At 68.5% G+C, this 13,098-nt stretch carries 13 protein-coding genes and 1 riboswitch; of the genes, 9 read left to right on the top strand and 4 right to left on the bottom strand.

Annotated elements, in window-relative coordinates; all coding sequences use genetic code 11:
• Positions 1-19 precede the first annotated feature (19 nt).
• Positions 20-445, bottom strand: coding sequence for a MarR family winged helix-turn-helix transcriptional regulator (locus tag C7I55_RS17900; protein WP_233222281.1), 426 nt, complete (start codon positions 443-445; stop codon positions 20-22).
• Positions 446-620: 175 nt separating this feature from the next.
• Here C7I55_RS17900 and C7I55_RS17895 point away from each other — a divergent pair, with 175 nt between their 5' ends.
• Positions 621-1,289 (top strand): DUF1349 domain-containing protein, encoded by a 669-nt coding sequence (locus tag C7I55_RS17895; RefSeq protein ID WP_158266484.1) that lies wholly within the window; start codon positions 621-623, stop codon positions 1,287-1,289.
• Between the two features lie 31 nt (positions 1,290-1,320).
• Here C7I55_RS17895 and C7I55_RS17890 read toward each other — a convergent pair whose 3' ends face one another.
• Positions 1,321-2,241, bottom strand: coding sequence for a LysR substrate-binding domain-containing protein (locus C7I55_RS17890; protein ID WP_158266483.1), 921 nt, complete (start codon positions 2,239-2,241; stop codon positions 1,321-1,323).
• 75 nt (positions 2,242-2,316) lie between these two features.
• On the opposite strand from C7I55_RS17890, the gene C7I55_RS29495 reads away from it, so the two are divergent.
• From C7I55_RS29495 to C7I55_RS17865, 5 genes are all read left to right on the top strand, one after another.
• Positions 2,317-2,757, top strand: a complete 441-nt coding sequence (locus tag C7I55_RS29495) for an EamA family transporter (RefSeq protein ID WP_408640615.1) — start codon at positions 2,317-2,319, stop codon at positions 2,755-2,757.
• Positions 2,687-3,217, top strand: coding sequence for a DMT family transporter (locus C7I55_RS17880; RefSeq protein ID WP_158266481.1), 531 nt, complete (start codon positions 2,687-2,689; stop codon positions 3,215-3,217). Before C7I55_RS29495 ends, C7I55_RS17880 begins: the two co-directional genes overlap by 71 nt.
• Positions 3,214-5,121 carry a TonB-dependent siderophore receptor gene (locus C7I55_RS17875; RefSeq protein ID WP_106514387.1) on the top strand — a complete coding sequence of 636 codons (1,908 nt, stop codon included), beginning with the start codon at positions 3,214-3,216 and terminating at the stop codon, positions 5,119-5,121. The genes C7I55_RS17880 and C7I55_RS17875 overlap by 4 nt, the downstream gene beginning before the upstream one ends.
• Positions 5,122-5,210: 89 nt before the next feature.
• Complete coding sequence (locus C7I55_RS17870; protein ID WP_106514386.1) at positions 5,211-5,702, top strand: c-type cytochrome; 492 nt, start codon at positions 5,211-5,213, stop codon at positions 5,700-5,702.
• Entirely contained in the window at positions 5,699-6,928 is a 1,230-nt protein-coding gene (locus C7I55_RS17865; RefSeq protein WP_106514385.1) for a serine hydrolase domain-containing protein, read from the top strand. Before C7I55_RS17870 ends, C7I55_RS17865 begins: the two co-directional genes overlap by 4 nt.
• A 29-nt stretch (positions 6,929-6,957) precedes the next feature.
• On the opposite strand, the gene C7I55_RS17860 is transcribed toward C7I55_RS17865, so the two are convergent.
• Positions 6,958-7,311 (bottom strand): hypothetical protein, encoded by a 354-nt coding sequence (locus C7I55_RS17860; protein WP_106514384.1) that lies wholly within the window; start codon positions 7,309-7,311, stop codon positions 6,958-6,960.
• Between the two features lie 114 nt (positions 7,312-7,425).
• A complete protein-coding gene (locus C7I55_RS17855) occupies positions 7,426-8,559 on the bottom strand; it encodes a nucleotide disphospho-sugar-binding domain-containing protein (RefSeq protein WP_106514383.1) in 1,134 nt (377 codons plus the stop codon).
• A gap of 299 nt (positions 8,560-8,858) precedes the next feature.
• Between C7I55_RS17855 and cobO the strand changes: the two genes are divergently transcribed.
• The 3 genes from cobO to C7I55_RS17840 all read left to right on the top strand — a co-directional run bounded on the left by cobO (position 8,859) and on the right by C7I55_RS17840 (position 13,086).
• Positions 8,859-9,473, top strand: coding sequence for a cob(I)yrinic acid a,c-diamide adenosyltransferase (gene cobO, locus C7I55_RS17850; protein WP_106514382.1), 615 nt, complete (start codon positions 8,859-8,861; stop codon positions 9,471-9,473).
• Entirely contained in the window at positions 9,470-10,789 is a 1,320-nt protein-coding gene (locus C7I55_RS17845; protein WP_106514381.1) for a cobyrinate a,c-diamide synthase, read from the top strand. Before cobO ends, C7I55_RS17845 begins: the two co-directional genes overlap by 4 nt.
• 12 nt (positions 10,790-10,801) lie before the next feature.
• Positions 10,802-10,992: riboswitch (cobalamin riboswitch) on the top strand.
• A gap of 60 nt (positions 10,993-11,052) precedes the next feature.
• Positions 11,053-13,086: a TonB-dependent receptor plug domain-containing protein gene (locus C7I55_RS17840; protein WP_233222280.1), complete on the top strand. Its 2,034-nt coding sequence runs from the start codon at positions 11,053-11,055 to the stop codon at positions 13,084-13,086.
• Positions 13,087-13,098: the final 12 nt, after the last annotated feature.

The raw sequence follows: 13,098 nt of genomic DNA, 5'->3' as shown, positions 1-13,098 counted from the left end.
ACTGCGATTTTCGTACTATTCAATCCGCGTGTGATACGATTTTCGTGATCATTGCGATGAAGCGTGTCCGCTCCTCGGCCGACAGCGGCGCGAGCATCCTCCGGTACAGCTCCAGATGTGCGGCCGCGAAGCCGTCCGCCCGCGCCTTGCCGGCCGCGGAGAGGCGCAGCGCGACCGCGCGGCGATCCGCCTCCGGGCGGTGGCGTTCGATCAGGCCGCGCTTGACGAGACGATCGGTGGACGAGGAGATCGTCGTGTTGGGGACGCCCAGAAAGCGGGCGACGTCGGTCGGTCCGCACTCGGAATGCTCCGCCACGTAGAGCAAGGTCTGCTTGTCGAGTTCGTTGAGCGGCTTGTCCGAACCCAGCGCGTCGGCGAGCTTGTAGCGGCGGGCGAATGCATCGAACGCCGCGCCGAGGGTGGCGAGCTGGTCATCGGTCGGCATGGTCATGTTTCCGCATACCGCGGCGACCCCGCCGCTGGCCAGTCATCCCCTTCAACGCTTCGCAGGATCACCGCCGTGCCCCGTCTCCCGGACGGAGCTACGGCCCGGAGGGTTGCCGAGCGGTGCGGCGGGCGCCTACACCGCCGGCCTCATCCTCGGGGGGAGACACACACAGATGCGCTTCGTGATCCTTACGGCCCTCGCGCTCGCCGCCACCTTCGGCGGCGCGGCCGCAGCCGAGCCGTTGTCCGGCCGGCTGGCCGCAATCCCCTACCCGCTCACCCTCTCCAAGGCTTCGAGCGGCGCCGAGGTTACGCGCGACGCAGTATTGCTGACCTCTCTCAAGGGTAGCGATCTCTACAGCCCCGCCAAGGGCCCGCGCGCCGACACCGCCCCGCGCGTGACCTTCGCGCCGAAGGGGGACTTCATCTTCTCGGCGCGTGTCGACCGGCCGCATGCCGCGGATTACGAGGGCGGCGCCCTGGTCGTGTACGCCGGGGCGGAGCGCTGGGTGAAATTGTTGTTCGAGCGGATCAACGGGACCACCAATGCGGTGACGTCCGCCTCCGCGGCGCCGGTCAGCGACGGCGCCTATCACGTCCGGGTGGCGCCGGCCATGCCAGCCATGTGGCTGAAAGTCGCCCGCTCCGGCGGCTCGATCCTGCTCTACACCTCGGCCGACGGCGCGGACTGGCAGATCCTGCGCGATGTCCCGCTCGACGAGGCCATTCCCGTTTCGGTCGGATTCGCCAGCCAGTCGCCACTCGGGGAGCGCTACGAGGCCGCGTTCAACGACATCCGCTTCGACGCCCGCAAAGTCCAGGATTATTGGCAGGGTCGATAGCTCTGGAGGGACCGAGTGGCGCAGGCCGAGGTCACAGCGCGGCGCCCGAAGACGGCGCCGGGCCCGAGGGATCATGCCCGTCCGCCAGCCGGCACAATGCGTCGACGCAATCGAGCACCGCACCGCGCCTCTCATCCGAGCGGCAGGCGACGAAGTGCGAGAGGGGATTGGCGCGGGCGCGGTCGCTCACGGCGACGAGTCTGCCGCTGTCCAGCCACGCCTGCGCGAGCGGCAGCCGGAGGAGCGCCAGTCCGAGACCGCTTTCCGCCGCTGCGAGGACGATGTCGTAATCCTCGAACCGGCGGTCGTCCGGCCTTGGGCGATACGGAACCGAGACTTCGGCGAGCCAGGCCCGCCACTGGCTGCTGTCGGAATCGTGGATCAACGGACAACGCGCGAGATCGTCGATGCCGAGGATCGGGCCGGCCTCCTGCAGCAACGCCGGTGAGGCCACCGGCAGCAGCGTCTCCCCGAACAGCCGCCGAACGTGCAAGCCCGGCCAGTCGCCGCGGCCATAGCGCACGACGATGTCGGCTTCGCGGGCGTCGAGATCGACCGCGCGGTGCTCGACGGACAGAATGACCCGGACGTCGGGGACAGATCGGAGCAGGGCCGGGAAGCGCGGCAGCAGCCAGAGCTTCGCGAAGGACGGGACGACGCTCAGCCGGAGCGTCGCCCGGCCATGGCGGGGACGCCACCGCTCCGAAGTTCGCTCGATCGATTCCAGTGCCTGCTCGACCTGCCGGGTGAACCGCTGGCCCGCGGGAGTTAGCCTGACTCCTCGCCCGTGACGCTCGAAGACGGCCGAGCCGAGCCAGGCTTCGACGGCGGCGACGCGCCGGCTGACCGCGCCATGCGTCACCCCCAGCGCTTCGGCCGCATCGGTGAACGAGCCGGTCCGCCCGGCGGCGAGCACCGCGCGAAGCGCCTCGAGCGACGGAATGCTTGGCAAGCTGTGATCCATGTGCACAGCTGACTGCCGAACAGCTTCCTATGTCAAGGCTGCCCGCGGCGGCAGAGTGCGCCCGTGCCACCCGATGTCGCCCCCTCCCGCGCCGCATATGCAGCCGCTTTGGCCACGATCCTCCTGTGGGCGAGCGCATTCCCGGCGATTGCCGTCGGGTTGCGGTACGTCGATCCGGCTGCCCTTGCCGCGACGCGCTTCGCCGTTGCCGGCGGAGTTGCGGCCTGCTGGCTCGCGTGCCGCGCCCGAGGGCTGCCGCAGCGTGCGGACCTTGCCCGCGTCGTCGCCTGCGGAATGCTCGGTATCGCGCTCTACAATCTCCTCCTCAATCTTGGGCAGCGCGATTTCCCCCGGCGCTGCAAGCTTCATCGTCGCCACACAGACGGTGTTCGCGGCGGGCCTTGCCTGGGTGCTTCGGCAAGAGCGCGGTGGAGTGTTCACCCTCAGCGGGACTTTGCTCGGCCTCGTCGGAACAGGGATCATCTCGCTGGGAATGCCGGGTGAAACGCACCTCGGCCCGGGAGCACTGCTCGTGCTCCTGGCGGCGGCATGTTCGGGCACGACCTTCGTTCTGCAGCGGCCGCTCGCTTGCCGCTACGGGGCTGCCAAGGCGGCCGGCTGGCCTCTGATCGTTGGCGCCCTGCTTCTGGCGCCGTGGCTGCCGACAGGGCTGAGGCAAGCTGCCGCGGCGCCGCAGGCGATCGCGGCGATCGCCTTTCTGGCGCTCGGCGCGGGCGTGCTCGGCTATGCGTGCTGGATGGTGGCGCTTGCCGGCCTCGGCGCGTCGAGAGCCGCCAATTTCTTGTTTCTGATGGCGCCGCTGGCGACCGTGTTGGCCATTCCGATCAACGGCCACGTCCCCCCACCGACCACGATCCTCGGCGGCGCAGCGACGCTCGCCGGAGTCTGGATCGTCCATCGCGCTTATCGCCGGGCCCCGGCGACCGATTTGGAGTCCCGATGATGCGTCTCGCTGCGACCTGCACGCTTGCCTTGTTCCTGATCCCGCTTCCGGCGCTCGCCCAACGCGCCGACGACAATGCCATCGCGGACGCCGAAGACGCGTTCGGCTCCAACGATGGTGGCGAGGACCTCGGCCTCTACGGTCCGTTCGACGTGCGCGGCTTCTCTCCCATCGACGCCGGCAACGTCCGGGTGGAAGGCATCTTCATCGATCGTCAGGCCGATTTCTCCCACCGACTGGTGGAGGGAAACCGCATCAGGGTTGGTCCGTCCGCCGCCGATCATGCCTTCCCGGCGCCCTCGGGGATCGTAGACTACCGGCTGCGCACACCGGGCAACGCCGCCAGGATCAGCACGGTCGCACAGATGAACAGCTTCGGCGGGGCGCTCGTCGAGATCGACGCGGCCCTGCCGCTGGCCGAGAGCCTCGGCATCGGCGGGGGATTCAGCCGGAGCCACAGCGAATATGCCTCGGGCAACAATGCCGACATCACCAACATCGCTGCGATCGCGCACTGGCGACCAGCGCCGCAGACCGACATGAAAATGTTCTGGAGTCGCACCCGCATCGTCGACGAGGACATCTTCCCGATCATCATCGGCGATGGAAGCGCAACGCCGCCGCGGCTGGTCCGGCGCCGATTCCTCGGCCAGCCATGGGCCGATGTCGAAACCGAACGCTTCAATTATGGAGCCATCGGCCGGACCAGCATCGGCGGCTTCAGCATCCGCGGCGGTGTGTTCAGATCGGTGAACACGATCCTGGAAGGACATAGCGTGTTCCTCCGGGCGGCAGCGCCAGGCGAGGCGGCCGGCCGAGTCGTCAGCGCCTATCCCGGCCGGAACGCCGCCTCGACCAGCGGAGAGCTCGGCATTGCGCGCGAATTCTCGACCGGCCGGTTCGATCACCGGATCCAGGTCGTCGCACGGGGGCGTCGGCAGGCGCGGCGTTATGGCGGCGCGCAGCGGCTGGAATTGACCCCGGCTCCGTTCGGCGACCCGCTCTACGTCGAACGGCCGGGTTTCATATTCGCGTCCCAATCCGACGACCGGGTGCGGCAATGGTCGCTGGGGCTCGGCTACCAGGCGAGGATCCGTGGAGTCGGGCAGGTCAGCGGCGGTCTTCAGAAAATCTCGTACCGCAAGGCCGTGACAACTGCGACCGGGCCACGGCCGGTCTCGCGCGACGAACCATGGCTGTTCAACCTCGCGGCCAGCGGCACGATCAGCCGCCGGATCTCGGTCTTCGCCAGCACCACGCGGGGCCTGGAGGAAAGCGACGTCGCCCCCGAGATCGCGGTCAACCGCGACGAGGCGCCGCCCGCGCTGCGGACGCGCCAGTTCGATGCCGGCGTGAAGATCGGCCTGGGGCCTCTCGCCCTGATCGCAGGCGCCTTCGAAATCCGGCGCCCTTATTATGGCGTCGACCGACTCAGCGTGTTCCGACAGCTCGGCGTGGTGCGGCACCGCGGTCTCGAAGCGTCGCTGACCGGCTCCCCATTCCCGGGCCTGACGCTGGTTGCCGGCGGCACCTTGCTCCGGGCGCGCTTGTCGGGAGAGGAGGTCCTGTCGGGCGCGATCGGCAATCGCCCGGTAGACGTGCCGTCGCGCAAAGTGATCGCGAGCGCCGACTGGCGCCTACCGTCGTCGCCCACCTCCATCGATCTGGCCGTCGAGCATATCGGCCCCAATGTCGGCGACGCGCGCAATCGCGTGCGCGTCGCGGCCTACACGACGCTCGATCTCGGAATTCGACACCGGATCAGCCTTGCCGGCGCGCCCGCCGTCCTGCGCCTCCAGGCCACCAATCTGTTCGATGCTTATGGGTGGGAAATGGCCGGGGACAACGCCTTCGTCTACACCCAAGGACGCCAGGTCGTCGCCCGGTTGGCGGTCGACTTCTAGAGGCCTCCGGAGAGGCGCCATGCTTGACTCGGACGCGGCTTTTCGCGGACTGCTGCGACACGGTTCGGAGAGGATCTCATCACATCATCATGGCCGACAGCTCAGGGCTCACGATCCGGAACCGGCGCCGCAAGCGCCTGCGCTACCACCCCGCTCTCCTCGCCGTGTCGGCAGCCCTGGCCGCCTGTTCCAACGACGATCGCGAGGCCCGGCGCAACGCCGCCGGCCCGCAACCCTCGCTCGAGAGATTGATGGCGGTGGCGAGCCCCGCGGCCGGCGGCCGCCTGTTCCGCCAGTGCATGGCGTGTCACACGATCGGGCAAGGCGCGCCGAATGGGGCCGGGCCGAACCGGTACGCCGTGTTCGGCCGACCGATCGCCGCCGACCCGACCTACGGCTATACCCACGCCCTCAAATCACTCGGCGGCATTTGGGACCCAAAGCGGCTCGACGCCTGGCTGGCCGCACCGTCGAAGGTCGCGCCCGGAACCAAGATGGCCTTTGCCGGCTTCGACGACCCGCTCGATCGCGCCGACATGATCGCCTATCTGAAATCGCAATCCGGCGCTCGGGACCAGTGACGGCGCTGAAGCTTAGGCGCGCCGGCCTTGCCGTCCTCGCGCTGTGCCACGCCTGCGGTGCGGCCGCCGCCGAGCCCGTCACGTTCGAAGGGGCGCTTGCCGGCTTCCGTGCGCTTCATCGCGCCGAGATGCGCCGGTCCGGGATTGCCGGAAGCAGCTTCTACGTCGTGCGCGATGGCCGGATCGTGGTTGCCGACCATCTCGGCCAGCAGGATGCGGACGCGCATGTCCCGGTCGATGCCGACACCATCTATCACTGGGCCTCGATCACCAAGACGATGACGGGGATCGCCATCCTGCAATTGCGCGATCGCGGGCTGCTGACGCTCGACGATCCGATCGTCCGCACCGTGCCCGAGCTTACCGCCGTGCGTAACCCGTTCGGCGACACCGACAAGATCACCCTGCGGCAGCTGATGAGCCACAGCGCGGGGTTCGGCGGCGCCACCTGGCGCTGGCGTGACCAGGACTGGCAGCCGTTCGAACCGCAAAGCTGGGCGCAGCTCGCCGCGATGCTGCCCTATACCGAAGTGAAATTCCGCCCCGGCACGCGCTTCGCTTACTCCAATCCCGGCATCGTCTATCTCGGGCAGGTGATCGAGCGGCTCACCGGCGAGGATTTCGAAGTCTATGTCGACAAGAACATTTTGAAGCCGCTCGGCATGCACGCCAGCTATTTCGACCGGACCCCGCCGCATCTGCTGCGCCATCGCGCACACTCTTATTACATCCGCGGCGGCAAGCGGATGGCGGCGCCGTTCGACGTCGACACCGGCATCACCGTGTCGAACGGCGGGCTCAACGCGCCGATGACGGACATGGCGAAATATGTCGCCTTCCTGCTCGGCGACCCGGCCCGCGCCACCGACTATGATCTGGTGCTGAAACGGGCCTCGCTGGACGAGATGTGGCGGCCGCAGATCGCAGCCGGCGAGGACTTTACGCAGGGCCGGATGGCGACGACGACGCAGAGCGGCCTGTCGTTCTTCGTGGACCAGTCCGGCCCTGTTCGGCTCATCGGGCACAATGGCGACCAGAACGGTTTCCGTGCCTATCTCAGCCTCTGTCCGGACCAGCGCGCAGGAACCCTGCTCGCCTTCAACACGGAAACGCGCGAGGTACAGAACAGCCCGGCCAACCGCACCACCACGGAATCCCGGGTAGCGCTTGCGACCGATCGCCTGTGCGAAGCGCTGGCGAGTCCCGGCCCGCGCGCGAAGCGCTGATCGGGCCGAGGGTCGGCCTCCCTCCCGCCTCAGTTGAAGCAGCGAGCCCGGGTGACGTGATCGAACGCGCCGCGCTTCTCGATCGTGACCGCGACTCCGTTGCGGAAGCCGGTGGAGCGGCAATAGCTCTGCGCGGCCATCCCGCAATTGGCGCCGCACAGCAGGCTCACCGCTGCGACGACTTCATTCCGTGGGCCTTCTTGCTCCCGGCGCGAATAATCGCCGCCTGAACCGCGGCGATTGCCGCGCTCGAGATCGTCCATCCGGCGCTCCAGCCGTTCCAGCCGGCGCAGCACCTCGCTCTCGAAATCGCTTTGCGCGCGGGCCGGCATCGTGCCCGCCATCGCCAGAATGATTGCGCCAGCGATCGACCAAATCCGCATCGTTTCCCCCCGTGGTAGCGAATGACTGTCCTGCGATTTGTAGAAGGCCTACGCGCGATTGCGCAACATCCAGGATCAGCGGCGGCAGCGGTGGCAAAGGGCCGTCGATGGTCGTCAGCCGCGAACGGCCAGCCGCTCCACCAGGTCTGCAGCCTGCCCGACGTCGCCGAATGGATCGAGACCGGCGGCGAAAGATCGGGACCTGAGCTTCGCATCGGCATCGCCAAGCAGGCGCTCGATTGCCGAACGGATCTGCGCCGGCCCGGCTTCGCGCGGCAGCACGACCGCAAGGCCCAGTTGCGCCAGCTGTGCGGCGACCAAAGGCTGATCGCGGCCGCAGGGGATGCAGAGAAGGGGCACACCCGCCCCGACCGCCGCGGCAATCGTTCCATGCCCGCCATGGGTGATGACGAGATCGGCGCCCGGCAGGACCTCGTCATGCGCCACGAACGTCCGCAACTCGACATTGGGCGAGACCCGGAAAGCGGACGGATCGAGACTCGGCCCGGTCGTCACCAGCATGCGGGCAGGGAGTTCCGCCGCCGCGTCGACGATCGTCTGCAGCAGATCCGCCTGATCCATGAACCCGGTGCTGAGGCTGGTGAGAATGAAGGGCTCGCCGTCCCCTCTCGCGCCCGATTGCTCGGTCGCGGGCGCGCGGATCGGACCGACGAATTGCACGGTCTCCGCCGGCGCGCGATCGGCAAGCTGCCGATAGCTGAACACCAGAACGAGCGGCAGCCGATCGAAGGTTTCGGCGAGCGAGCGGCCGGCAAACGCGCCGCCGGACCGGCGCCAGGCCGAGTCGAGCCGCCCGAGCAGCGCATCCAGGAACATGCTGTGATACAGGACGCCGACCGGAACGTCTTCTTCCAGCAGCCGCGCCAGGCCGCGCAGCAGCATGAAATCGACGAGGCACGCATCCGGCTCGATGGCATGCGTCACAGCGACGAGATCGGCGGCGAGCGCCTCGGATTCGAAAACCTGCGCGCTCAGCATCGCGAACTCGCGGTCGCGCGGGAAAGGCTGCGCGGCGGTCACCTGGTCCGCATTCTCGTAGCGATGGACGATCGCGCCGTCGCATCGGAAGCGGTCGACCGCCGAATCGTGGCTCACGACATGCACTTCGTGCCCGCGGCGGACGAGTTCGCGAACGAGCGTGCGTTCGGGCGGCAGATTGCCGGCACCGTCCCAGGTGGCGATTAGGAGGCGGCTGGGCCGGGCACGAGCGGCCGGGACGGACTTCATCACCCTGCGGTTCGGTTCAGACCCGGCGGACCCGGGACGCCGCTCCCTGCTTCGAACACCATCCCTCCCTCGGCTCCCGCACCGGCTCGATCCCGGGTCCCGATCACTAAGGGCGACCCGGCGTCCCGCCAAGGTCTTGAGTCCACCCCCACCCAGCCGCCCACGATCGAGGGGGAGTGAACAGGAAGAAGGGATCGAACCAGGCGAGTCCGGCGCCCCCGCCCCACCTTGAGCCCGCGCGCGGCGTCGCTATACGCCGCCTCCCCGGCCTCCGGCCAGCTCCAGCCAGAAAGCGACATGTGACGAGTTCGGACGAGGCGCTCAATGCGCGGCACAACGAGAAAGCGAAGAAGCGCCAGGCGGCGAAGGCCAAGATCATGGCCGACAAGACGCAGGAAAAAGGCCTGCTGATCGTCCACACCGGCAAGGGCAAGGGCAAGTCGACGGCCGCCTTCGGGCTGGTGGCGCGGGCGATCGGGCACGGGATGAAGATCGGCATCGTCCAATTCATCAAGGGCAGCTGGGCAACCGGCGAGAAGGCGGTCTACGCCGCGTTCCCCGGGCAGGTGGAGCACAAGGTGATGGGCGAGGGCTTCACCTGGGACACCCAGGACCGGGCCCGCGACATCGAATGGGCGCGGCAGGGCTGGGAGGAAGTGCTGCGCATGGTCCGCGACCCCGCCTACGACATGGTGCTCGCCGACGAGCTCAACATCGTGCTGCGCTACGAATATCTGCCGGTCGAGGAAGTTGTCGCCGGACTCGTCGACCGGCCGGCGATGAAGCACGTCATCGTCACCGGCCGCAACGCGCCGGATGCGCTGATCGAGGCGGCCGACTTGGTCACCGAGATGGTGCAGGTGAAGCATCCGTTCCGATCGGGCGTGAAGGCGCAGAAGGGCATCGAATTTTGAACGTAGCGCCGGCGCTCGGCCGCGGGCTGATCGTCGCGGCGCCGCGGTCCGGATCGGGCAAAACGATCCTCACCATCGGCCTGCAACGCGCCTTCGCGCATCGCGGACGGGTCGTCCACGGCGCCAAGAGCGGGCCGGACTATATCGATCCGGCCTTCCACGCCGTCGCGACCGGGCGCCAGTCGATCAATCTCGACGGCTTTGCCATGACCCCCGATCTGCTCCGCGGCCTTGGTGCCGGGATCGCGTCCGGAGCCGATCTGGTCATCGGCGAAGGGGCGATGGGCCTGTATGACGGCGCCCGGGCGGAAGGACGATCCGGCGCCTCGGCCGATGTCGCCAACGCCCTCGGCTGGCCGGTACTGCTGGTGATCGACGCGTCGGGCGCCGCCCAGACCATCGCCGCGGTGGCGCATGGCTGCGCGACCTTCCCCGGCGCGCCGCGCATCGCCGGAATTATCGCCAACCGCGTCGCGAGCGCCAGGCACAAGTCGATGATCGAGGACGGGCTCGCGCGGATCGGCCTTCCGCTTCTCGGCGCATTGGCGCCGGACGAAAGGTTCAGCCTGCCCTCGCGCCATCTCGGGCTGGTGCAGGCGGGCGAACAAGCCGATCTCGACGCCCGCATCGACGTCGTGGCGGAGCGGATCGCGGCGCAATGCGATCTCGACGCGATCTTCGCCGCCGCCGGAGCGACGGCGACGGCGCCGCTGCCGGCTGCGAGGCTCCGTCCGCCCGGCCAGCGCATCGCCGTCGCGCGTGACGAGGCGTTCGCCTTCTTCTATCCGCACATGCTGCGGTGGTGGCGGGACGGAGGAGCGGAGATCCGGTTCTTCTCGCCGTTGGCCGACGAAGCGCCGGACGCGGAGTGCGACAGTTGCTGGCTGCCAGGCGGATATCCCGAGCTTCATGCCGGCCGTCTCGCGGCCAATCGGCGCTTCCTCGACGGGCTGACACGCTTCTCCGCAACCCGCCCGGTCCATGGCGAATGCGGCGGCTACATGGTACTCGGGCGCAGCCTCGAGGATGCAGACGGCGTCCATCACGAGATGGCCGGCCTGCTTCCGGTCGACACCAGCTTCGCCACCCGCAAGCTCTCGCTCGGCTATCGCCGCGCCGTCCTGCGGCGTGACACGACCTTCGCCGAGGCCGGGCGGACCTTGTTCGGCCACGAATATCATTATGCGACCGAGAGGGCGGCCGATGGGGACGCGGAGCCGTTCGCCGACATTGCCGACGCGGCCGGCACCGCGCTCGGCGCGGCCGGCCATCGTGTCGGCCTGGTCACCGGCAGCTTCTTTCACTTGATCGCCTGACCCACCGCCCGTAGAGACCCGCGTGCGACAGGTTCCCCGCGAGGGGATGAAAAGGGAACGGGGTTCAAGACCCCGGCTGCCCCTGCAACTGTGAGCGGCGAGCCACTGGGCCACATGCCATTGGGATCGAAAGATCCCGAGAAGGCGGTCCGGACCGGCACTGACCCGCGAGCCAGGAGACCTGCCCGTCGCAGTCGTCCTTCGACCGGACAGGGTGTTCCGGACGATCGAGATCTCTCGCGCGACGACAGAGAGCCGCCGTCATGGTGGCGAGGTCGCGCTCGTCCGAGTTCATCCTCGCTGCCGTGCCTGCGGTCGTCGTCACGATCGGGGGTCCAAGGATGAAGCTTCACGTTTTCGTTTCCACCATTGCCATCATCTCCGCGCCGGCGTTTGGCGCGGACATCGACGCTGCAGCCGAGGCGGCAGCAGACGGAATCGTCGTCACTGCCCTGCGCGCGCCGGTGGCGGCCGAGCGCGTTGCCGCCTCGGTCACCGTGCTGACCCGCGAGGAGATCGACCGGACGCAGGCGCCGATCGTCTCCGACATCCTGGTTCGCACGCCCGGCATCAGCATCGTCCGCAACGGCGGCTATGGCACGTCGACATCGATCCGCATCCGCGGCGCCGACAGCGATCAGAGCGTCCTCGTCGTCGACGGGGTCAAGCTCGCCGATGCTTCGTCGACCGGCGGCGGCTACAATTGGGCCAATCTTCTGACCGGCGATATCGATCGGGTCGAGATCCTGCGCGGGCCGCAATCGATCCTGTGGGGCAGCAATGCCATCGGCGGCGTGATCAACGTCACCACCGCGGCGCCGGAACGTCCGCTGGAGGCGACGATCGACGTCTCCGGGGGCTCGCGCGAGACCGCACAGGCGCGCGCGGCGGTCGGCGGCCGTACCGGTCCGCTCGACTGGCGGATCGCCGGACGCACCTTCACCACCGCGGGCATTTCGGCGATCAGCCCGCGCTACGGCGGGAACGAGTCCGATCCCTACCGCAATTCCGGCGGAACGGGTCGGCTCGGCCTGCGGGTCAGCGATGCGGTGTCGCTCGATCTGCGCGGCTCCTACGGGCGCAGCCGGGTGGGGATCGACAGCGCCGGCACCGTTCCGGACAGTCCGGAGCGTTCGGAGAGCGAGGAATGGACCGGCTACGGCGCAGCCAACATCGCGCTGCTCGACGGCCGCCTCGCCAATCGCATCGCCTTCAGTCAGGCGGAGATCGCGCGGACCAACGTCAATCCGACACGGCTCGTTCGGCCGACCAGCTTCGATGCCAAAGGGCGCAGCCGGCGCTACGAATATCAGGGTAGTCTGACCCTCTCGGAGCAGATCGGGGCCGTGTTCGGCGCCGAGCGGGAGGAGCAGAATATGCGCTCCGCCTCCCCGCCGAACAGCAATGCCGCCTACAAGACGATCCGTGCCGAAGCGAGGATCGACAGCCTGTATGCGCAGGTGAACGCCGAACTGCTTCGCGGTCTCACCGTCACCGGCGGCGTGCGCCACGACGATCATGACCGGTTCGGCGGCAGCACCGTGTTCGGCATCGGCGGCGCCTGGTCGATCGGCGATCGCGGCACCCGAATCCGCGCCAATTACGGCGAGGGATTCAAGGCGCCGACCCTGTACCAGCTCTACAGCGAATATGGGAATGACGCGCTGCAGCCGGAGAAAGCGCGCGGCTGGGAGGCGGGCATCGAACAGCGCCTTCTCGGCGAGCTTGTAACCCTGAGCGCGACCTGGTTCGACCGAACGACGCGCAATCTGATCGTCTATTCCGGCTGCCCGACCGCCAACCGCCCGCCGCTCTGCTTCACCCCCGGCACGACCACGCCGCGGGCGGGCTATTATGCCAATGTCCAGAAGAGCGCGGCGGAGGGCGTCGAACTGAGCGGCGCGCTGCGGCTCGGCGGCTTCCGTGCCGACGCGAACTATAGCTGGATCGCGGCCGAAGACCGATCGGGCGGGCTCAACGACGGCAACCAGCTGGCGCGCCAGCCGCGGCATCTCGCCAACGGCAGCATCGCTTATGGATGGCGGCCGGGGGCCGAGGCGAGCCTCGCCGTGCGCCACGCCGGCGGGACATGGGACACGGCGCGGACCAGCGCCACCGTCACGCCGTTCCGCAACGATGCCTACACGATCGTCGATGCGCGGATCGAGCTGCCGGCCTCCGCCCGCGTCAGCGTCTACGCCCGGGTCGAGAATCTGTTCGACGATCATTACGAGACGGCGCGCCGCTACGGCGCGCTTGGACGAAGCGCCTATGCCGGCATCCGCGCCCGGTTCTGACAGCAAGGAGAA

The sequence above is a fragment of the Allosphingosinicella deserti genome, from assembly GCF_003012735.1.
Lineage (GTDB): Bacteria > Pseudomonadota > Alphaproteobacteria > Sphingomonadales > Sphingomonadaceae > Allosphingosinicella > Allosphingosinicella deserti.
Note: the sequence above shows the minus strand (reverse complement) of the source record. Positions and strands in the feature narration are given on the sequence as shown.